This is a genomic window from Streptococcus sp. k-90 (assembly GCF_013277565.1).
GTDB lineage: Bacteria > Bacillota > Bacilli > Lactobacillales > Streptococcaceae > Streptococcus.
In genome coordinates this window covers 1-22,870 of record NZ_VMNE01000027.1, presented here as the reverse complement: position 1 = coordinate 22,870, position 22,870 = coordinate 1, and the positions used below count along the sequence as shown (strand labels likewise).

The window sequence follows — 22,870 nt, the reverse complement described above, 5'->3', positions numbered from 1 at the left end:
TGCTGCTATGTCATGGAAAGGGGGTGAAAGCCTATCGTTAGTGCAGAAGAATGTAGGCAGTTCAATCTCCTACACGAGGTAGTAGTGGCCTGACAGAGCCCTGATCTGTTAATCTATGAAAAAGAAGGAATAAATGACAATTGAAAAAACCAATTATTGAATTCAAAAACGTCTCTAAAGTTTTTGAAGACAGCAACACCAAGGTTCTCAAAGACATCAACTTTGAGTTGGAAGAAGGGAAATTCTACACCCTTCTAGGCGCATCTGGTTCAGGGAAATCAACCATCCTAAACATCATTGCAGGTTTACTGGATGCGACGACAGGAGATATCATGCTAGACGGTGTCCGAATTAATGATATCCCAACCAACAAGCGAGACGTCCATACGGTCTTCCAATCCTATGCCTTGTTCCCACATATGAATGTGTTTGAAAATGTTGCTTTTCCACTTCGCTTGCGTAAAATTGACAAGAAAGAAATTGAGCAACGCGTAGCGGAAGTTCTCAAGATGGTTCAGTTGGAAGGGTATGAAAAACGTTCCATCCGTAAACTCTCTGGAGGACAACGTCAGCGTGTGGCTATTGCCCGTGCCATCATCAATCAACCCCGTGTGGTTTTGTTGGACGAGCCTTTGTCAGCGCTGGACTTGAAATTAAGAACAGATATGCAGTACGAACTGCGTGAACTGCAACAACGATTGGGCATTACCTTTGTCTTTGTTACTCACGATCAGGAAGAAGCTCTTGCCATGAGTGACTGGATTTTCGTCATGAATGATGGCGAGATTGTCCAGTCTGGAACACCTGTGGACATCTACGATGAGCCGATTAACCATTTTGTTGCCACCTTTATCGGTGAGTCAAATATCTTGCCAGGAACCATGATTGAGGACTACTTGGTTGAGTTTAACGGCAAACGCTTTGAAGCGGTCGATGGTGGGATGAAGCCAAATGAGCCTGTCGAGGTTGTTATTCGTCCAGAGGACTTGCGGATTACCCTTCCTGAAGAAGGCAAGCTCCAAGTTAAGGTGGATACTCAACTTTTCCGTGGGGTGCACTATGAGATTATCGCCTATGACGAGCTTGGAAATGAATGGATGATCCACTCGACTCGTAAGGCCATCGTGGGTGAGGAAATCGGTCTGGACTTTGAACCAGAAGACATCCACATCATGCGTCTCAACGAAACCGAGGAGGAGTTCGATGCTCGTATCGAAGAATACGTGGAAATCGAAGAGCAAGAAGCAGGTCTGATCAATGCAATCGAGGAGGAAAGAGATGAAGAAAACAAGCTCTAAACTCTTTGTAGTGCCCTACATGCTTTGGATTGCACTCTTTGTCCTGGCACCCTTGGTCTTGATTTTCGGTCAATCCTTTTTCAACATCGAAGGCCAGTTTAGTTTAGAAAACTATAAATCTTACTTTGCGTCACAAAACTTGACCTATCTCAAAATGAGCTTCAACTCTGTACTCTATGCAGGAATTGTGACCTTTGTGACCTTGCTTATCAGCTATCCTACAGCCCTCTTTTTGACCCGTCTCAAGCACCGTCAACTCTGGCTCATGCTGATTATCCTGCCAACTTGGATCAATTTGCTCCTTAAAGCATATGCCTTTATCGGAATTTTTGGTCAAAATGGCTCTATTAACCAATTTTTGGAATTTATCGGAATCGGTTCACAGCAGCTGCTCTTTACGGATTTCTCCTTTATCTTTGTTGCAAGCTACATCGAGCTTCCCTTTATGATTTTGCCGATTTTCAATGTCTTGGACGATATGGACAACAATCTTATCAATGCCAGCTATGACCTAGGTGCGACCAAGTGGGAGACCTTCCGTCATGTCATCTTCCCTCTGTCGATGAATGGTGTGAGAAGTGGGGTCCAATCGGTCTTTATCCCTAGTTTGAGCCTCTTCATGCTGACCCGTTTGATTGGTGGGAACCGTGTTATTACGCTGGGAACGGCTATTGAACAGAATTTCCTAACCAATGACAACTACGGTATGGGTTCTACCATCGGTGTGATTCTCATCCTGACCATGTTCATTACCATGTGGGTGACCAAGGAAAGGAGAGAACGATGAAAAAATTTGCCAACCTTTATCTGGGACTGGTCTTTCTTGTCCTCTACCTGCCGATTTTTTACTTGATTGGCTACGCCTTTAATGCAGGCAACGACATGAATAGCTTTACAGGCTTTAGCTTGAACCATTTTAAAACCATGTTTGGTGATGGTCGTCTTATGTTGATCCTCACCCAAACCTTTTTCTTGGCCTTTCTGTCAGCTTTGATTGCGACCATTATCGGAACTTTTGGTGCTATTTACATCTACCAGTCTCGTAAGAAATACCAAGAAGCCTTTCTTTCACTCAATAATATCCTCATGGTTGCGCCTGATGTTATGATTGGTGCCAGCTTCTTGATTCTTTTTACCCAACTCAAATTTTCACTTGGCTTTTTGACCGTGTTATCTAGTCATGTGGCCTTCTCCATTCCTATCGTGGTCTTGATGGTCTTGCCACGTCTTAAGGAAATGAACGGCGATATGATTCATGCGGCCTATGACTTGGGAGCCAGTCAATTTCAGATGTTCAAGGAAATCATGCTTCCTTACCTGACTCCGTCTATCATTGCAGGTTATTTCATGGCCTTCACCTATTCGCTGGATGACTTTGCCGTAACCTTCTTCGTAACGGGAAATGGCTTTTCAACGCTGTCAGTCGAGATTTACTCTCGTGCTCGTAAGGGGATTTCGCTAGAAATCAATGCCCTGTCTGCCCTCGTCTTTCTCTTTAGTATTATCCTAGTTGTTGGTTATTACTTTATCTCACGTGAGAAGGAGGAGCAAGCATGAAAAAACTCTATTCATTTTTAGCAGGAATTGCAGCCATTATCCTGGTCTTGTGGGGAATTGCGACGCATCTAGATAGTAAAATCAATAGCCGAGATAGTCAAAAATTGGTTATCTACAACTGGGGAGACTATATCGATCCAGAACTCTTGACTCAGTTCACAGAAGAAACAGGCATCCAAGTCCAGTATGAGACCTTTGATTCCAACGAAGCCATGTATACCAAGATTAAGCAGGGTGGAACGACCTATGATATTGCTATCCCAAGTGAATACATGATTAACAAGATGAAGGACGAAGACCTCTTGGTTCCGCTTGATTATTCAAAACTTGAAGGTCTTGAAAATATCGGACCAGAGTTCCTCAACCAGTCCTTTGACCCAGGCAATAAATTCTCCATTCCTTACTTCTGGGGAACCCTGGGAATCATCTACAATGAAACTATGGTAGATGAAGCGCCTGAGCATTGGGATGACCTCTGGAAGCCAGAGTATAAGAACTCCATCATGCTCTTTGATGGGGCGCGTGAGGTGCTGGGACTGGGGCTCAACTCCCTTGGCTACAGCCTCAACTCCAAGAATACTCAGCAGTTGGAAGAGACAGTAGACAAACTCTACAAACTGACTCCAAATATCAAGGCCATTGTGGCGGACGAGATGAAGGGCTACATGATTCAGAACAACGCTGCTATCGGTGTGACCTTCTCTGGTGAAGCCAGCCAAATGCTAGAAAAAAATGAAAATCTCCGCTATGTGGTACCAACTGAGGCCAGCAACCTTTGGTTTGACAATATGGTCATTCCCAAAACAGTCAAAAACCAAGACGCAGCCTATGCCTTTATCAACTTTATGTTGAAACCCGAAAATGCTCTTAAAAATGCGGAGTATGTCGGCTATTCAACACCAAACCTACCAGCTAAGGAACTACTCCCAGAGGAGAAAAAAGAAGACAAGGCCTTCTATCCTGATGCTGAAACCATGAAACACCTAGAAGTTTATGAGAAATTTGACCATAAATGGACAGGTAAATATAGCGACCTCTTCCTACAGTTTAAAATGTATCGGAAGTAGGAGTTAGTAGTCACGAAACGAATCAGTCAAGCTGGTTCGTTTTTTATGTAGAAGGCAATTTTTGTAACTGTATGTTTTTCTATGATAGTTGCTTATTTGCTTGCCTAGTAGTATACTAAGCTTAACCTTACAGAAAGCGGTAACAAATAATGAAAATGTCTACTTTTTTCAAAAAAGTTTCTGGCCAGCCTTTATGATTGTTAACCAAACATATATACTATTCTATCTAAAGGATGGCTTGGATCGACAATACCTAACAACTGAGTCTATATATTTGGTGATAGGAAACTTTATATTTGGAAATATTTTTGTAGCTATTTTTAGCAATTCGAAAATGTGGGATAAAAGTTGGGATAAAAAGAGTGGTAGCAGTAAGAAAAAATATATCTTGAAAAAGTAAGTGGAGATGTAGGGAATTGGTTTGATTCGACGGAGATGATTTCCAGTTGACGCAAGCTTAAAAAAACGTTATAATAAGAAAGTTGAGAATTGATTTTCAGTTGTCTTAGTCCAGAGAAATGGCGGTGCTGCGAGCCATCTAAGCTAGAAACTCATGCTACTCAATTTAACAATTGCATAATAAGAATAAGAGAATGACAAGTTCATTGAATGAAGGTGGTACCGCGGTTTTTCGCCCTTCGTGATATGAGCTTGTCTTTTGATTTTTTGGAGGTGTTGATGAAAACATTTCTTGTCAAACAAAAGTTTCGTCTTGGAGGCGAACGCTTCGCTATCAAGGATGACAGAGGAGAAATCGCCTATCAGGTGGAGGGATCATTTTTTAAGATTCCTAAAACTTTTACCATCTATGATGCTAATGGTGAACAGGTCAGTCAGATCAGTAAAGAAATCTTGACCTTGCTTCCTCGTTTTGAGATTCAGCTTAGGGACGGTTCAAATTTCGTCATTCGTAAGAAGTTAACCTTCTGGCGAGATAAATATGAGTTTGATAATCTGGGGCTTCGAATCGAGGGCAATATCTGGGATTTGAATTTCAAATTGCTGGATGATCGCGATCAGTTGATTGCGGAAATTAAGAAGGAACTCTTCCATCTGACCTCTACCTATACCGTAACGGTCCTTGAGGACGCTTATGCAGACCTAGTCATTTCCCTCTGTGTCGCGATTGACTATGTGGAAATGCTGGAAAGCCAATCACATTAAACAAGTAAATAAGGAGACAATATGAAACAACTATCTAGTGCACAAGTACGCCAAATGTGGCTTGATTTCTGGGCGACTAAAGGTCACTCTGTAGAACCATCAGTGAGCTTGGTTCCTGTAAATGACCCAACTCTTTTGTGGATCAACTCTGGGGTAGCAACCCTTAAGAAATACTTTGACGGGACCATTATCCCTGAAAATCCACGTATTACCAATGCCCAAAAGGCTATCCGTACCAACGACATCGAGAACGTAGGGAAGACTGCACGTCACCATACCATGTTTGAAATGTTGGGGAACTTCTCTATCGGGGATTACTTCCGTGATGAAGCTATCACTTGGGCTTATGAGCTTTTGACAAGCCCTGAGTGGTTTGACTTCCCAGCTGAAAAACTTTATATGACCTACTATCCAGCTGATAAAGATTCATACAACCGCTGGATTGAAGTGGGAGTGGATCCAAGTCATTTGATTCCAATCGAGGATAACTTCTGGGAAATCGGTGCGGGACCTTCTGGACCAGATACAGAGATTTTCTTTGACCGTGGAGAAGCTTTTGACCCAGAAAATATCGGTATTCGTTTACTTGCAGAAGATATTGAAAACGACCGTTATATCGAAATCTGGAACATCGTTTTGTCACAATTTAACGCAGACCCTGCTGTTCCTCGTAGCGAATACAAGGAATTACCACACAAGAACATTGATACGGGCGCTGGTTTGGAGCGTTTGGTAGCGGTTATCCAAGGGGCTAAGACTAACTTTGAAACTGACCTCTTCATGCCAATCATTCGTGAAGTGGAGAAATTGTCTGCTAAGGTTTATGACCAAGATGGCGACAACATGAGCTTCAAGGTCATCGCTGACCATATCCGTTCTCTTTCATTTGCGATTGGGGATGGTGCTCTTCCAGGAAATGAAGGTCGTGGTTATGTCCTTCGTCGTCTTCTTCGTCGTGCCTCTATGCATGGTCAAAAATTGGGCATCAACGAGCCTTTCCTTTACAAACTCGTTCCAACCGTTGGAAAAATCATGGAAAGCTACTACCCAGAAGTGCTTGAAAAACGTGACTTTATCGAAAAAATCGTTAAGAGCGAAGAAGAGTCATTTGCCCGTACTCTTCACTCAGGTCAACACTTTGCCCAAGGCATCGTAGCTGAATTGAAAGAAAAAGGTCAATCTGTCATTGCTGGTTCTGATGTTTTCAAACTCTATGATACATACGGATTCCCCGTAGAGTTGACAGAAGAAATCGCTGAAGAAGCTGGTATGACTGTAGACCGTGAAGGTTTTGAAGCAGCCATGAAGGAACAGCAAGAACGTGCGCGTGCCTCAGCTGTCAAGGGTGGCTCAATGGGTATGCAAAATGAAACCCTTCAAAACATCACTGTAGAAAGTGTCTTCAACTACAATGCTAGCCAATTGTCTTCTAAATTGGTGGCTATCGTAGCTGACAATGCAGAAGTAGAAGCTGTATCAGAAGGAACTGCCTCACTTATCTTTGCGGAAACTCCATTCTACGCTGAAATGGGTGGACAGGTCGCTGACCACGGACAAATCTTGGATGAGTCAGGTAAGGTCGTGGCTGCTGTGACAAATGTTCAAAAAGCACCAAACGGACAAGCTCTTCACACAGTTGAAGTCCTTGCACCGCTTGCTTTGAACCAAGAATATACCTTGGCAATTGATACAAATCGTCGTCACCGTGTTATGAAAAACCACACTGCGACTCACTTGCTTCACGCTGCCCTTCACAACATCCTTGGAAATCACGCAACACAAGCAGGATCTCTTAACGAAGTTGAATTCCTTCGCTTTGACTTTACTCACTTCCAAGCAGTGACTGCTGAAGAATTGCGTGCTATTGAACAGCAAGTCAATGAAAAAATCTGGGAAGCTATTGTGGTCAAGACTGTTGAGACAGACATTGACACAGCCAAAGAAATGGGAGCTATGGCCCTCTTTGGTGAGAAATACGGTAAGGAAGTTCGTGTTGTGACCATCGGTGACTACTCAGTTGAACTTTGTGGTGGTACCCACGTTGGCAATACTTCTGAAATCGGTCTCTTCAAGATCGTCAAAGAAGAAGGGATTGGATCAGGAACTCGTCGTATCTTGGCAGTGACTGGTAAGGAAGCCTTTGAAGCTTATCGTGAACAAGAAGATGCACTGAAAGCAGTCGCAGCAACTCTTAAAGCACCTCAAGTCAAGGAAGTACCTCATAAGGTTGAAGGACTTCAAGAACAACTCCGTCAATTGCAAAAAGAAAATGCAGAATTGAAGGAAAAAGCTGCAGCTGCAGCTGCAGGCGATATCTTCAAAGACGTTAAGGAAGTCAACGGTCACCGTTACATTGCTAGCCAAGTGTCTGTATCTGATGCTGGTGCCCTTCGTACCTTTGCAGATAACTGGAAGCAGAAAGACTACTCTGATCTTCTTGTCCTAGTTGCCGCTATCGGTGACAAAGTCAATGTCCTTGTAGCAAGCAAGACAAAAGACCTCCATGCAGGAAACCTTGTCAAAGAATTGGCACCAATCGTCGATGGACGTGGTGGTGGTAAACCAGACATGGCCATGGCAGGAGGAAGCAACCAAGCTAAAATTCAAGAACTCTTGGATGCAGTAGCAGGTAAATTATAAGACAATAAAGATCTATCCATTAGGGTAGGTCTTTTTGTGAATGCAAAAAAGCCAAATCCGTTTGGACCTGGCTTGATTATTATGAACTATTAGATTGTATTGGCTGCCCAGACACTTACCGAAGCAGCTGAGACTGGGAATTGTCCATAACCTTCCTCATCGATTGTAACTTGACCTTGGTGGTTTTCAAGTAAATCTACAAAGGTTTGGTTAGCCCACTCTTGGCCGATAAACATTGACTTGCTGTTTTCTTGGTCATTTGAGATAAGGACTGCGATTGGGGATTGATTTTCAGCACCTGAGCGTACCCAACCGATACAGTTAGGGTCATCAAAGTAGTCATTTTGTTCTCCATAGGCCAAATCTTTTCGGATGGCTAGGAGGCGGTCAAGAACTTCTTTGAAATCTTGTTGAGCATATTGGCCTGAAATTCCATAGTAGTCGCCGTAAAAGACACATGGAAGGCCATCTTGGCGTAAGAGAATGAGGGCATAGGCTGCTGGTTTGAACCATTCTTCAACAGTCGATTCAAGGGCTTGTCCTCGTTGGGTATCGTGGTTGTCAACAAAAGTTACAGCCTTGTCAGGCTTGAGTTCAACCAAGCTATCTGTGAAAATATCACGAAGGTCATAGTTTGCGCCAGCTTGACTGGCTTCAAAGAGATTCTGGTGGAGACGAACATCGACAAGGTCAAAGCGTTCTTCCGTTTTTTCAAGATAGTCTAGGTTAGCTTCCTTATCTGGGTTCCAAAATTCACCAAAAACATAGAAATCCTCACCGTATTTTTCCTTCATATCACGGATGAAATTGCCCATAAAGAAGGAATCGATATGTTTGACGGCATCCAAGCGGAAACCAGCTACACCAGTCGTCTCCATGAACCAGTCAGCCCAGTCATAGATATTTTGGATGACTTCAGGATGTTTAAAGTCTAGATCAGCATACATGAGGTAGTCATAGTTACCGTTTTCGTTATCGACCAATTCCTCATTTGCCCAACCCTTGTTGTCCCCTTGGATTAGATAAATCCCAGACTTACGGCGTTTAGCATCGTAGTCTGTACCTGTGAAGTGGTACCAATGCCAGTGGAAGTCATTATAGGTATCTTGGCGACCATCGAAGGTAAAGCTAGTCCAGCCGTTGATGGTGAAGGGTTCTCCGAGTTCAACTGTACGGTCTATAGGATCCACTTCGATAACCTGAAAGGCTTCCATGTGATCAGCAGCAGCCTTGTGATTGAGCACCACATCGGCCATAGGATGGATTCCCTGTGCTTTTAGGGCTTGAATGGCTTGAAGATAGTCTTCTTTGAAACCATACTTGGTACGGACAGTTCCTTTTTGGTTAAACTCTCCTAGGTCGAATAAGTCATAAACCCCATAGCCAACATCTTTTTCGTTGGTAGCCTTAAAAGCTGGTGGCATCCAGACATAACTGATGCCGAGATTAGCTAGGTGTTGAGCATCTTCAGCTAGACGTGTCCAGTGCTGACCGTCGTGGGGCAGATACCATTCAAAGTATTGCATGAGTGTTTGATTTTGCATGATGTTTCCTCTTACTTGTCAATCTTGTTCTTTATTCTATCATAAAGTATCTTTTAGGGCAAACGTTTGCGTAAGATAGAATAAATATATTTTAACTACTTAAAATAAAGTGTTGATTTTTTTGTATCAAAGTGCTAGTATAACAGTATGTAATATAGATAAAGATAGGAGTTGTCCCATGATTGAATTTCAAAATGTTAGTAAGTTGTATGGTGATAAAGAGGCCTTGAGCAGTCTCAATTTGCAGATTGAAAATGGGGAGATTATGGGCTTGATTGGCCATAATGGGGCTGGAAAATCGACCACTATAAAATCCTTAGTCAGTATCATTTCGCCCAGCAGTGGTCGTATTCTGGTGGACGGTCAGGATTTATCGGAAAATCGCTTGGCGATCAAACGAAAGATTGGCTACGTTGCAGACTCGCCTGACTTATTTTTACGCTTAACAGCCAATGAGTTTTGGGAATTAATCGCCTCCTCTTATGATCTGACTAGCTCTGACTTGGAGGCTAGTCTAGCTAGGCTATTAAGTGTTTTTGATTTTGCTGAAAACCGCTATCAGGTTATTGAAACCCTTTCTCACGGAATGCGTCAGAAAGTCTTTGTCATCGGAGCACTCTTGTCTGATCCTGATATTTGGGTCTTGGACGAACCCTTGACTGGTTTGGATCCCCAGGCTGCCTTTGATTTGAAGCAGATGATGAAGGAACATGCACAAAAAGGGAAGACGGTCTTGTTTTCAACTCATGTCCTAGAGGTAGCCGAGCAAGTCTGTGATCGGATTGCCATTTTGAAAAAGGGGCATTTGATTTATTGTGGTAGCGTAGAGGACTTGAGAAAAGACTATCCAGACCAGTCTTTGGAAAGTATCTACCTTAGTCTTGCTGGTAGAAAAGAGGAGGTTTCAGATGCGTCTCAAGGTCATTAAAAAATTAGTTGATATCAATATCCTCTATTCATCTCAAGAAGCTAATCTGGCTAACCTACGAAAGAAGCAAGCTAAAAATCCTGGAAAAAAAGTAAATGTTTCCGCTAGAGTCCTAAGTTCTTACATTTTTTCCAGTCTCTTGATGCTTTTAATGTTTATAAATATAGCCTTTCGTTTTCCTTTTGAGGAAATACCAAGTTTTTTTAGTAGCATGGTTGCTATTTTACTGGTGCTTGCCTTTTCAACTTCTTTCACTGCATTTTACAATGTCTTTTATGAGAGTAAGGACTTGGCATCGTATAGGCCCTATGCCTTTAAAGAATCAGAGATTATAATTGCTAAAGGACTGTCTGTTCTCTTGCCAGCTCTAGCTGGAATTGTACCAATCCTAGCTTATTTTCTAGTCCTCTATATTAGGCTAGCTCCTTCTCTTTGGCTGGGCTTACCTTTGATGCTGTTGTCCTTGGCCTTATTATTTGTCTCTGTTACTTTAGTGATGGTAGTGGCAGTACATTTCTTGGCTCAGACTACGGTCTTCAGAAAGTATCAGTCTATTTTTTCGAATGTGATGATTGGGATAGGGGTTCTCATACCTTTAATATTTGTCCTCTTTCTACAGTCGACTTTTGGAAGTATTGTTGACAAAGTTAGAGACATTCCATTTCTCCTTTATCCTCTTCATATCTTTTACAAAATAGCAGTGGAGCCTTTTTCGACAGAAGCCATACTGGGTCTGCTCGCTTGGATAGCTTTAACTGTTTTCTTGCTTTACCTGACCAAAAAGAAGGTTTTTCCTCATTTTTATGATGTGATCCTGCTTAATAGTGAGGAGAAGGTCAAGAAAGAACGTCGCAATAAGGAGAGAATTTCAACTACTAATAAAAAGGGCTTTTTCCGTATGGTTTTACGCTACAACCTCTCCCTCTTGGGACAGGGAACTGGCGTGGTTACAGTGCTTTTTACAAGTGCTTTCCTTCCTTATCTCATGATGATTGGTCTGATTTCCAAAATCCGAGATTCTCAGATAGTTCCAGATATTTATCCTCCATACTGGTTACCCTTGTTTTTTATAGCTCTCTTTATAGCAGTTGTCAATAACAATATCACCAGCCTGCCTTCAATTGCCTTATCCTTGGAGAGGGAAAATGTTGATTTTCTTAAGAGTTTACCCTTTGACTTTGCTCGTTATGTGAAAGTGAAATTTTGGATTATATTTGCTGTTCAGTCCTTTTTACCAGTTCTGACTTTACTTGGTCTTTCTCTATATCTAGGCTTGCCCATCCTTTCGATGATTTACCTTCTTGTAGTCTGGACCCTTGCCAGTGTCATACTTTCTTGCCACAATTACTTTAAGGACGTAAAAAATCTGTCAACCAATTGGAGTAGTATTACGGACTTGGTGAACCGTTCAAATCGTATAGTAGCAATTGTTTTGATCTTGGTTTATAGTGTTATATTAATGGTTTTAGTCATTGGTAGCTTGTTCTTAGTTAAGTCTCTCTTCCCTGTCCTTGCCATCAGCTTGGGAGTAGGAGCTCTTATCCTTTTGCTTGGTCTTGCTATTTTTGGCTATCATTACTATCTATCACGCATATTGGCAGAGATAGAAAAAAGATGAGGTAGTTGGTCGCTTGCTTGATACATTTTATAAAAAGAAATGAAGCTGAGTAAACCCCACTTCTAACTAGCAAAAAACGAGCATTTCCCTAGTTGGATATACTCGTTTTTCTATGCCATTTTTCTTATCATAAGAACAAAACGACTAGAAATTTATAACAATGTATAAATCCTACAGCATCAATTGCTTAAATTGGGGACTAGATTTTATCTATGATGTTTTGAAGATTAATGGAGCTTGAGATGTTTGCTATTTATGGATAGTGTACAAAGTAAATTGTTACTGGCGAGCTCTCTCATGCTTCTGGGGCTGCCTTTCATCTAGCTATTCTTATAAAAATCCGTTTTTATACTAAATGAAAAACAAAGAGCAAACTAGGAAGCTAGCCTCAGGTTGCTCAAAGTACCGCTTTGGGATTGCAGATAAAGCTGATGTGGTTTGAAGAGTATTAGACTAATTTCCACTTCGGTCAGGCAACTGGAAGTTACTTTGAAAAGTTACCGAGAAATGATTCCTATTTGTAAAACTCTGATAAGTCTTGGCTGATTTTGGAGAAATGTGGTATAATTTTTCTTATGGAAAAGATTATCATTACAGCAACTGCTGAAAGTATTGAACAAGTTAAACAACTGCTCGAAGCTGGCGTAGACCGTATCTATGTCGGTGAGAAAGATTTTGGCCTTCGTCTGCCAACAACCTTTAGTCATGACCAATTGCGTGAAATCGCTAAGCTGGTTCATGATACTGGTAAGGAATTGATTGTTGCGGTTAATGCCCTCATGCACCAAGATATGATGGACCGTATCAAGCCTTTCTTAGATTTCTTGGAAGAAATTAAGACAGACTACATTACGATTGGGGATGCAGGCGTCTTTTATGTGGTCAATCGCGATGGTTATTCCTTTAAAACTATCTACGATGCTTCTACAATGGTGACTAGCAGTCGTCAGATTAACTTCTGGGGACAAAAGGCTGGCGCATCTGAAGCTGTTTTGGCGCGTGAAATCCCATCAGCTGAACTTTTCAAAATGCCAGAGATTTTGGAAATTCCTGCTGAAGTTTTGGTTTACGGTGCAAGTGTTATTCACCATTCTAAACGTCCGCTCTTACAAAACTACTATAATTTTACGCATATCGATGATGAAAAGACTCGCAAGCGTGACCTCTTCTTGGCTGAACCAAGTGATCCTGAGAGCCATTATTCCATTTTTGAAGACAATCATGGGACCCACATCTTTGCCAACAATGACCTTGATTTGATGACCAAATTGACAGAATTGGTAGAGCATGGTTTCACTCACTGGAAACTAGAAGGGCTCTACACTCCTGGTCAAAACTTTGTTGAGATTGCAAAACTCTTTATTCAAGCGCGTAGCTTGATCCAAGAGGGCAACTTTAGCCATGACCAAGCCTTCTTACTGGATGAAGAAGTTCGCAAGTTACACCCTAAAAACCGTTTCCTTGATACGGGATTCTATGATTACGATCCTGACATGGTTAAATAAAGTAAACTGCAAGTTGAGAGAAGGAAGAGACAATCATTTCTTCTCTCAATTTTTTCTTATTCTCCAATATTTTCAAAAAATTAGCAGGCTAGGATGCTCTATTTGATAGGATTTTTAAGCTAAGTAGCGTCCTTAAGTTTGAAAATTATCTCATGTTTGCAGGTGCCAAATGGCCCTTTTTTTGGTATAATTTTTTATAATGAAAACGATTGGTAATCGCTATGTTGTGGTGGATTTAGAGGCAACTAGCACAGGTAGTAAGGCTAAAATTATTCAAGTGGGAATTGTTGTGATTGAGGATGGAAAAATCGTCGATCACTATACGACAGATGTTAATCCCCATGAACCCTTGGATGCTCATATCAAAGAATTGACAGGACTGACAGACCAACGTCTGGCGCAAGCACCTGATTTTTCGCAAGTTGCCAGAAAAATCTTTGACTTGGTGGAGGATGGGATTTTTGTAGCCCACAATGTTCAGTTTGATGCCAATCTTTTAGCGGAAAATTTATTTTTTGAAGGTTATGAGCTAAGAAATCCTCGTGTTGATACGGTCGAATTGGCCCAGGTCTTTTTCCCTGAACTGGAAAAATATAGTTTGCCGATTTTGTGTCGAGAATTAGGAATTCCTCTAAAACAAGCCCACACAGCTCTTTCAGATGCCCAAGCTACTGCGGAATTACTTCTTTTTTTGCGAGAAAAGATGGCCCAACTTCCTAAAGGTCTCTTGGAACGCTTGCTGGAAATGGCTGACGCCCTCCTATATGAGTCCTATCTGGTTATTGAAGAAATTTATCGAAACCAATCTATCCTGAGTTCTCCCGACTTGGTCGAAGTTCAAGGACTGTATTTCAAGAAGACTGCAGCTCCTCTGGAGCCACGAAAACTATCTCAAGATTTTTCTAAAAATATTTCTCTGTTGAATCTTGAAGTGAGGGAGGAGCAAGAAAGTTTTGCTAAAGAGGTTGGCTTGCTATTGAAAGATGAGCCTGTCTCATTAATTCAAGCACCGACAGGGATTGGGAAAACCTATGGCTATCTCTTACCCGCTTTATCTCAAGTCAAAGAGCGACAAATTGTTCTTAGTGTTCCGACAAAGATTCTTCAAAATCAAATCATGGAAGAAGAAGGTAAACGTCTCAAGGAAATGTTCCATACAGATATTCATTCTTTAAAGGGGCCACAAAATTATCTGAAGCTGGATGCCTTTTATCGTTCCTTGCAGGAAAATGATGAAAATCGCTTATTTAGACGCTTTAAAATGCAACTTTTGGTCTGGCTGACAGAGACAGAAACGGGGGATTTGGATGAAATCGGGCAACTCTACCGTTACCAACATTTTCTAACAGACCTTCGTCATGATGGGAATTTATCATCCAAGAGTTTATTTGTGACGGAAGATTTTTGGAAACGTAGTCAAGAAAAGGCACAAACCTGCAAGCTTTTAGTGACCAATCATGCCTATCTTGTAACTAGACTTGAAGATAATCCTGAATTTGTTAGTGACCGTTTATTGATTATTGATGAAGTCCAAAAAGTTTTGTTGGCTCTAGAAAATCTGCTTCAAGAGACCTACGATATCCAGTCTATTATTGATTTAGTTGATAAGGCTTTATTGGAGGAGCAAAATAAGGTCCAGCAACGAATACTAGAAAGTATTCGCTTTGAGTGCCTCTACTTGATAGAACAATTTCAGTCTGGCAAATCTAGGAAAAATATCTTAGATTCTCTTGCCAATCTCCACCAGTATTTTTCAGAATTAGAAGTAGAAGGCTTTGAGGATCTGGTTCGCTATTTTACAGCTGAAGGTGATTATTGGCTTGAATTAACTGAAACGAGTCAAAAGAAAATTCAGATTTCTTCTACGAAATCTGGCCGTATTCTTCTATCTTCTTTAGTGCCTGATTCATGTCAAGTCTTGGGAGTGTCGGCCACTCTTGAGATTAGTCAGAGGGTTTCTTTGGCAGACCTTTTAGGCTATCCTGAAGCCAAATTTGTCAAGGTTGAAGCTGGTAAAAAACAGGATCAAGAAGTGGTCTTGGTCAAAGATTTCCCTCTGGTGACAGAAACTTCCTTAGAAGTCTATGCCAAAGAAGTAGCTGATTTACTAGTGGAAATTCAAGCTTTCCAGCAACCAATTTTGGTTCTCTTTACTGCCAAAGACATGCTTCTAGCAGTATCGGATTTACTTCCAGTTAGCCATCTGGCCCAGTATAAAAATGGCGATGTTCATCAACTGAAGAAACGCTTTGAAAAAGGAGAACAACAAATCTTGCTTGGTGCAGCAAGTTTCTGGGAGGGAGTTGATTTTTCAAGTCATCCTTTTGTGATTCAAGTTGTACCAAGACTTCCTTTCCAAAATCCTCAAGATCCCTTGACGAAAAAGATTAATCAGGAATTGAATCAAGAAGGGAAAAATGCCTTTTATGATTATCAATTGCCCATGGCTATTATTCGTTTAAAACAGGCTTTGGGAAGAAGTATGAGACGTGAACACCAACGTTCCTTAACCCTCATTCTGGATAGAAGAATCGTCGGAAAACGATATGGCAAGCAAATAGTGACTTCTCTAGCAAAAGAAGCGACTGTTAAAACCGTCTCTCGATCCGAAGTTGATGAGGCTGTTGATAAATTTTTAAATGAACTTTGATAAATAGTATTGTATGAAAGTATAAGGTTAGTATATATGAAACGTTCTCTCGACTCTAGAGTCGATTATAGTTTGCTATTGCCAGTATTTTTTTTACTGGTTATTGGCGTGGTGGCTATCTATATAGCTGTTAGTCATGATTATCCAAACAATATTCTGCCCATTCTAGGGCAGCAGGTCGCCTGGATCGCCTTGGGGCTTGTGATTGGTTTTGTGGTCATGCTTTTTAATACAGAATTTCTTTGGAAGGTGACCCCCTTTCTGTATATTTTAGGCTTGGGACTTATGGTCTTGCCGATTGTCTTTTATAATCCAAGCTTAGTTGCATCAACGGGTGCCAAAAACTGGGTATCAATAAATGGAATTACCCTATTCCAACCATCAGAATTTATGAAGATATCCTATATCCTCATGTTGGCTCGTGTGATTGTCCAATTTACAAAAAAACATAAGGAATGGAGACGCACAGTTCCACTGGACTTTTTGTTAATTTTTTGGATGATTCTCTTTACCATTCCAGTCTTAGTTCTTTTGGCACTTCAAAGTGACTTAGGAACTGCCTTGGTTTTTGTAGCTATTTTCTCAGGAATCGTTTTATTATCAGGGGTTTCTTGGAAAATTATTATCCCAGTATTTGTGACTGCTGTAACAGGTATTGTTGGTTTCTTAGCCATTTTTATCAGTAAGGACGGCCGGGCTTTTCTCCATCAACTGGGAATGCCGACCTACCAAATCAACCGTATTTTGGCTTGGCTTAATCCATTTGATTTTGCCCAAACAACCACTTATCAGCAGGCTCAAGGACAGATTGCCATTGGGAGTGGTGGCTTATTTGGTCAAGGTTTTAATGCTTCTAATTTGCTTATTCCAGTTAGAGAGTCGGATATGATTTTCACGGTCATTGCAGAAGATTTTGGATTTATTGGCTCTGTTCTTGTTATTGCCCTTTATCTCATGCTGATTTACCGTATGTTAAAGATTACTCTTAAATCAAATAACCAGTTCTACACCTATATTTCCACAGGTTTGATTATGATGTTGCTCTTCCATATCTTTGAGAATATCGGTGCTGTTACTGGCTTGCTTCCTTTGACTGGGATTCCTCTGCCTTTTATTTCGCAAGGGGGATCGGCTATTATCAGTAACTTGATCGGTGTTGGCTTGCTTTTATCGATGAGTTATCAAACCAATCTAGCTGAAGAAAAGAGTGGAAAAGTCCCTTTCAAACGGAAAAAGGTTGTTTTAAAACGAATCAAATAAGGAGAAAATCATGGTTAAAGTAGCAGTTATGTTGGCTCAGGGCTTTGAAGAAATTGAAGCTTTGACAGTTGTGGATGTTTTGCGTCGGGCAAATATCACTTGTGATATGGTTGGTTTTGAAGAGCAAGTGACGGGTTCACATGCAATCCAAGTCACAGCAGATCGTGTCTTTGATGGTGATTTATCAGACTATGACATGATTGTCCTTCCTGGAGGGATGCCTGGTTCTGCATATTTGCGCGATAATCAGGCCTTGATTCAAGAATTGAAAAGCTTCGAGCAAGAAGGAAAGAAACTGGCAGCAATTTGTGCGGCGCCAATTGCCCTCAATCAAGCAGGGCTATTGAAAAATAAGAAGTTTACTTGTTATGATGGTGTTCAAGAGCAAATCATTGATGGTCAATACGTCAAGAAAACAGTAGTGGTAGATGGTCATTTGACAACCAGTCGAGGTCCCTCGACAGCCCTTGCCTTTGCCTACGAGTTGGTAGAGCAATTAGGAGGAGACGCAGAGGGGTTACGAACTGGAATGCTCTATCGAGATGTCTTTGGTAAAAATCAATAAAACGGGAGTTAACCTCTCGTTTTTTTATGTGGAAAACTCAGGGAAATCATCGCTTTTTTAACGAAAAAATGGTATAATGAAAGCTATGAAATATCACGATTATATCTGGGATTTAGGTGGAACTTTACTAGATAATTATGAAACTTCAACAGCTGCATTTGTTGAAACATTGGCACTGTATGGTATCAGACAAGACCATGACAGTGTCTATCAAGCTTTAAAGGTTTCTACTGATTTTGCAATTGAGACATTCGCTCCCAACTTAGAGCATTTTTTAGAAAAGTACAAGGAAAATGAAGCCAGAGAGCTTGAACACCCGATTTTATTTGATGGAGTTTCTGACTTATTGGAGGATATTTCAAATCAAGGTGGGCGTCATTTTTTGGTCTCTCATCGAAATGATCAGGTCTTGGAAATTTTAGAAAAAACCTCCATAGCAGCTTATTTTACGGAAGTAGTGACTTCTAACTCAGGCTTTAAGAGAAAACCAGATCCTGAGTCTATGATTTATTTAAGAGAGAAGTATCAGATTGATTCTGGGCTTGTCATTGGTGATCGGCCGATTGATATCGAAGCAGGTCAAGCTGCAGGATTGGATACCCACTTGTTTACCAGTATCGTGAATTTAAGACAAGTATTAGACATGTAAGAAAAAGGAATAAGATGACAGAAGAAATCAAAAATCTGCAGGCACAGAATTATGATGCCAGTCAAATTCAAGTTTTAGAGGGCTTAGAGGCTGTTCGTATGCGTCCAGGGATGTATATCGGGTCAACCTCAAAAGAAGGTCTTCATCATCTAGTCTGGGAAATCGTTGATAACTCAATTGACGAGGCCTTGGCAGGATTTGCCAGCCATATTCAAGTCTTTATTGAGCCAGATAATTCAATCACTGTTGTCGATGATGGGCGTGGTATCCCAGTCGATATTCAGGAAAAAACAGGCCGACCTGCCGTTGAGACAGTCTTTACGGTTCTTCATGCTGGAGGAAAATTTGGCGGTGGCGGCTACAAGGTCTCAGGTGGTCTTCACGGAGTGGGGTCTTCAGTAGTTAATGCTCTTTCCACTCAGTTAGATGTTCATGTCCACAAAAACGGTAAAATTCATTACCAAGAATACCGTCGTGGTCATGTTGTTGCAGACCTTGAGGTGGTTGGAGATACGGATAAAACGGGAACAACAGTTCACTTCACACCAGACCCAGAAATCTTCACTGAAACAACAACCTTTGATTTTGATAAATTAAATAAGCGTATTCAAGAATTGGCCTTTCTAAATCGTGGTCTTCGAATCTCTATCACAGATAAGCGTGAAGGTTTGGAACAAACCAAGCATTACCATTATGAAGGTGGGATTGCTAGTTACGTTGAGTATATCAATGAGAACAAGGATGTTATCTTTGATACACCAATCTACACAGACGGTGAGATGGATGATATCACAGTTGAAGTAGCCATGCAGTACACAACGGGTTATCATGAAAATGTCATGAGTTTCGCCAACAATATTCATACCCATGAAGGTGGAACGCATGAGCAAGGTTTCCGTACAGCCTTGACACGTGTCATCAACGATTATGCTCGTAAGAATAAGTTACTGAAAGACAATGAAGACAACTTAACAGGTGAAGATGTCCGCGAAGGATTAACTGCAGTTATCTCGGTTAAACACCCAAATCCACAATTTGAAGGACAAACCAAGACCAAACTGGGGAATAGCGAAGTTGTTAAGATTACCAATCGTCTCTTCAGTGATGCCTTCTCTGATTTCCTCATGGAAAATCCACAGATCGCCAAGCGTATCGTGGAAAAAGGAATTTTAGCTGCTAAGGCTCGTGTGGCTGCCAAGCGTGCGCGTGAAGTCACTCGCAAGAAATCAGGTTTGGAAATTTCCAACCTTCCAGGGAAACTAGCAGACTGTTCTTCTAACAATCCTGCTGAAACAGAACTCTTCATCGTCGAAGGAGACTCAGCAGGTGGATCAGCTAAATCTGGTCGCAACCGTGAGTTCCAGGCAATCCTTCCAATTCGCGGTAAGATTTTGAACGTTGAAAAGGCAAGTATGGATAAGATTCTTGCTAACGAAGAAATTAGAAGTCTATTCACAGCGATGGGAACAGGATTTGGAGCAGAATTTGATGTTTCAAAAGCTCGTTACCAAAAACTCGTTCTGATGACTGATGCCGATGTCGATGGAGCCCACATTCGTACCCTTCTTTTAACCTTGATTTATCGTTATATGAAACCAATTCTAGAAGCTGGTTATGTTTATATTGCCCAACCACCAATCTATGGTGTCAAGGTTGGAAGTGAGATTAAAGAATATATCCAGCCAGGAGCAGATCAAGAAATCAAACTCCAAGAAGCTTTAGCCCGTTATAGTGAAGGTCGTACCAAACCGACCATTCAGCGTTATAAGGGACTAGGTGAAATGGACGATCATCAATTATGGGAAACAACCATGGATCCCGAACATCGCTTGATGGCTAGAGTTTCTGTGGATGATGCTGCAGAGGCAGATAAAATCTTTGATATGTTGATGGGGGATCGAGTAGAGCCTCGTCGTGAGTTTATCGAAGAAAATGCCGTCTATAGTACACTTGATGTCTAAAAAATAGAGAGAAGTAGTTCCCTTGGTCTAAAAAATATGATATAATCGTTACGATTGTTTCAAGTAAAAAAGGAGTTTAATATGTCTGCTAGCCTAGTAATTTATTTAATAATTGCAGTTGCAGTTTTATTGGTCATTGCCTATGCTATCGCAATCTATGTAAGGAAGCGCAATGAAAGTAAATTAGCAATTTTAGAAGAGAAAAAAGAAGAGCTTTATAATCTTCCGGTTAATGATGAAGTTGAAGCTGTAAAAAATATGCACTTGATTGGACAAAGTCAGGTGACTTTCCGTGAATGGAACCAAAAATGGGTTGACCTATCTCTTAACTCTTTTGCAGATATCGAAAATAATCTTTTCGAGGCAGAAGGCTATAACAACTCATTCCGTTTTTTCAAAGCCAGTCATCAAATTGATCAAATTGAGAGCCAAATTACCTTGATTGAAGAAGATATTGCGGCAATTCGCAACGCCTTGGCAGATTTGGAGAAACAAGAGTCTAAAAATAGTGGACGTGTTCTGCATACCTTGGACTTGTTTGAAGAGTTGCAACACCGAGTTGCTGATCATTCTGAAGAATATGGACAAGGTTTGTCTGAAATCGAAAAACAATTGGAAAATATCCAATCAGAGTTTTCTCAGTTTGTAACTTTAAATTCGTCTGGTGACCCAGTAGAAGCTGCTGTGATTTTGGATAATGCTGAAAATCATATCTTGGCTTTGACACATATTGTTGATCGTATCCCAGCAATTGTAGCAACATTATCTAAAGACCTACCTGATCAACTGGAAGATTTAGAAGATGGCTACCGTAAGCTTTTAGATGCCAACTATTATTTTGCTGAGACAGATATTGAAGCGCGTTTCCAACTGCTTTATGAAGCTCTCAAGAAAAATCATGAGAATATTGCGAAACTAGAATTGGATAATGCAGAGTACGAAAATACTCAAATCCAAGAAGAGATTAATGCACTTTATGATATCTTTACAAGAGAAATTGCGGCACAGAAAGTAGTAGAAGGTTTAGTAGCAACACTTCCTACTTATCTTCAACACATGAAGGAAAATAATGCTTTATTGATAGAAGACATTGAGCGTTTGAGTAAAAACTATTTACTTTCTGAATCAGATGCAAGTCATGTTCGCCGTTTACAGTCAGAATTAGAAAGTTTTGAGACTGCCATTATTGAAGCGATTTCGGATCAGGATGAAGCAACTCAAGCATATTCAATTCTTGAAGAAAAACTTGAATCTCTGCAGGAAAATCTTAAAAAGATTGAAGATGAACAGATTTCAGTTAGTGAGCGTCTTGCACGAGTTGAGAAAGATGATATCAATGCACGTCAAAAAGCAAATGTATATGTTAATCGTCTCCATACAATCAAGAGATATATGGAAAAACGGAACCTACCTGGTATTCCACAAAGTTTCTTGAAGTTATTCTTTACAGCAAGTAATAATACGGAAGATCTCATGGCTGAATTAGAACAAAACTTAGTCAATATAGAATCAGTTAATCGTATTCTTGAAATTGCAACGAAGGATATGGAGGAGCTTGAGGCGGAAACTTATAATATTGTACAGTATGCAACCTTGACAGAGCAACTCTTGCAATATTCTAACCGCTATCGCTCATTTGATGAACGTATCCAAGAAGCATTTAACGAAGCTTTAGATATTTTTGAAAAAGAATTTGATTATCACGCTTCATTTGACAAGATTTCTCAAGCATTGGAAGTGGCAGAGCCTGGTGTAACCAATCGCTTTGTTACATCATATGAGAAAACACGTGAAACGATTCGTTTTTAATAAAAGAAAAAGATTTGATTGTGTGAGAAGCAGAATCAAATCTTTTTTATTTATTAATTACCTATAAAATCGTGTATGATAGGATTTTAAGATAAAAAATTGGAGATGATTTAAAAAGCAAAATAAACCGGCTCTATAATATTTGTAGTGAGTAAATCCCCTATGGATATTATGGAGCCTATTTTTGTGTAGAAAAAAGTCCCATAAGATCTATAATGAAAAGCAACCAAACCATCATTAGAAAGAATCATATGGAACAATTACATTTTATCACAAAACTTCTTGATATCAAAGACCCAAATATCCAAATTATAGATATCGTTAATAGGGATACTCACAAAGAAATCATAGCTAAATTGGATTATGAGGCTCCATCTTGTCCTGATTGCGAAAGCCTAATGAAGAAATATGACTTTCAAAAACCTTCTAAAATTCCTTACCTTGAAACGACTGGTATGCCTACTAGAATCCTCCTTAGAAAACGTCGTTTCAAGTGCTATCATTGCTCTAAAATGATGGTCGCTGAGACTTCTCTCGTCAAGAAGAATCACCAAATCCCTCGTATCATCAACCAAAAGATTGCCCAGAAGCTAATTGAAAAGACTTCTATGACCGACATTGCTCATCAGCTGGCCATTTCAACTTCAACTGTCAT

The 22,870-nt window shown here is 40.6% G+C and carries 17 protein-coding genes and 1 pseudogene; 17 read left to right on the top strand and 1 reads right to left on the bottom strand.

Going from position 1 to position 22,870, the window contains the following annotated elements; translation table 11 throughout:
- The first annotated feature begins 140 nt into the window (after nucleotides 1-140).
- The 7 genes and pseudogenes from HT734_RS08335 to alaS all read left to right on the top strand — a co-directional run bounded on the left by HT734_RS08335 (nucleotide 141) and on the right by alaS (nucleotide 7,726).
- Complete coding sequence (locus HT734_RS08335) at nucleotides 141-1,298, top strand: ABC transporter ATP-binding protein (protein WP_000742913.1); 1,158 nt, start codon at nucleotides 141-143, stop codon at nucleotides 1,296-1,298.
- Complete coding sequence (locus HT734_RS08330) at nucleotides 1,279-2,085, top strand: ABC transporter permease (RefSeq protein WP_000753801.1); 807 nt, start codon at nucleotides 1,279-1,281, stop codon at nucleotides 2,083-2,085. The genes HT734_RS08335 and HT734_RS08330 overlap by 20 nt, the downstream gene beginning before the upstream one ends.
- The gene (locus HT734_RS08325) at nucleotides 2,082-2,855 is read left to right on the top strand and encodes an ABC transporter permease (RefSeq protein WP_061759981.1); all 774 of its coding nucleotides are present in this window, start codon (nucleotides 2,082-2,084) and stop codon (nucleotides 2,853-2,855) included. Before HT734_RS08330 ends, HT734_RS08325 begins: the two co-directional genes overlap by 4 nt.
- Nucleotides 2,852-3,922 carry an ABC transporter substrate-binding protein gene (locus HT734_RS08320; protein ID WP_173277805.1) on the top strand — a complete coding sequence of 357 codons (1,071 nt, stop codon included), beginning with the start codon at nucleotides 2,852-2,854 and terminating at the stop codon, nucleotides 3,920-3,922. The genes HT734_RS08325 and HT734_RS08320 overlap by 4 nt, the downstream gene beginning before the upstream one ends.
- A 149-nt stretch (nucleotides 3,923-4,071) precedes the next feature.
- Nucleotides 4,072-4,322: pseudogene (locus HT734_RS09510) on the top strand (hypothetical protein).
- Nucleotides 4,323-4,600: 278 nt separating this feature from the next.
- A complete protein-coding gene (locus tag HT734_RS08315; RefSeq protein WP_173277804.1) occupies nucleotides 4,601-5,086 on the top strand; it encodes an LURP-one-related/scramblase family protein in 486 nt (161 codons plus the stop codon).
- Between the two features lie 21 nt (nucleotides 5,087-5,107).
- On the top strand, nucleotides 5,108-7,726 hold the full coding sequence (alaS, locus tag HT734_RS08310; protein WP_173277802.1) for an alanine--tRNA ligase: 2,619 nt from the start codon (nucleotides 5,108-5,110) through the stop codon (nucleotides 7,724-7,726).
- 89 nt (nucleotides 7,727-7,815) lie between these two features.
- Here alaS and HT734_RS08305 read toward each other — a convergent pair whose 3' ends face one another.
- A complete protein-coding gene (locus tag HT734_RS08305; protein WP_173277801.1) occupies nucleotides 7,816-9,270 on the bottom strand; it encodes an alpha-amylase in 1,455 nt (484 codons plus the stop codon).
- Nucleotides 9,271-9,448: 178 nt separating this feature from the next.
- Between HT734_RS08305 and HT734_RS08300 the strand changes: the two genes are divergently transcribed.
- The 10 genes from HT734_RS08300 to HT734_RS08255 all read left to right on the top strand — a co-directional run.
- A complete protein-coding gene (locus HT734_RS08300; protein ID WP_173277798.1) occupies nucleotides 9,449-10,198 on the top strand; it encodes an ABC transporter ATP-binding protein in 750 nt (249 codons plus the stop codon).
- Nucleotides 10,179-11,816, top strand: coding sequence for a hypothetical protein (locus HT734_RS08295; RefSeq protein WP_173277797.1), 1,638 nt, complete (start codon nucleotides 10,179-10,181; stop codon nucleotides 11,814-11,816). Before HT734_RS08300 ends, HT734_RS08295 begins: the two co-directional genes overlap by 20 nt.
- 575 nt (nucleotides 11,817-12,391) lie before the next feature.
- Entirely contained in the window at nucleotides 12,392-13,321 is a 930-nt protein-coding gene (locus HT734_RS08290) for a peptidase U32 family protein (protein ID WP_173277795.1), read from the top strand.
- A 199-nt stretch (nucleotides 13,322-13,520) separates the two neighbouring features.
- Complete coding sequence (locus HT734_RS08285) at nucleotides 13,521-15,971, top strand: bifunctional DnaQ family exonuclease/ATP-dependent helicase (protein WP_173277793.1); 2,451 nt, start codon at nucleotides 13,521-13,523, stop codon at nucleotides 15,969-15,971.
- A 36-nt stretch (nucleotides 15,972-16,007) separates the two neighbouring features.
- Nucleotides 16,008-17,231 (top strand): FtsW/RodA/SpoVE family cell cycle protein, encoded by a 1,224-nt coding sequence (locus tag HT734_RS08280; protein ID WP_061759988.1) that lies wholly within the window; start codon nucleotides 16,008-16,010, stop codon nucleotides 17,229-17,231.
- Nucleotides 17,232-17,241: 10 nt separating this feature from the next.
- Entirely contained in the window at nucleotides 17,242-17,796 is a 555-nt protein-coding gene (locus tag HT734_RS08275; RefSeq protein ID WP_173277791.1) for a DJ-1 family glyoxalase III, read from the top strand.
- A gap of 85 nt (nucleotides 17,797-17,881) precedes the next feature.
- Entirely contained in the window at nucleotides 17,882-18,445 is a 564-nt protein-coding gene (locus HT734_RS08270) for an HAD family hydrolase (RefSeq protein WP_173277817.1), read from the top strand.
- Between the two features lie 14 nt (nucleotides 18,446-18,459).
- A complete protein-coding gene (gene gyrB, locus HT734_RS08265) occupies nucleotides 18,460-20,406 on the top strand; it encodes a DNA topoisomerase (ATP-hydrolyzing) subunit B (protein WP_061759989.1) in 1,947 nt (648 codons plus the stop codon).
- A gap of 81 nt (nucleotides 20,407-20,487) precedes the next feature.
- The gene (gene ezrA, locus HT734_RS08260; protein WP_061759990.1) at nucleotides 20,488-22,215 is read left to right on the top strand and encodes a septation ring formation regulator EzrA; all 1,728 of its coding nucleotides are present in this window, start codon (nucleotides 20,488-20,490) and stop codon (nucleotides 22,213-22,215) included.
- 251 nt (nucleotides 22,216-22,466) lie between these two features.
- A partial coding sequence (locus HT734_RS08255; protein ID WP_173277789.1) for a transposase family protein occupies nucleotides 22,467-22,870 on the top strand: 404 nt, incomplete at its 3' end.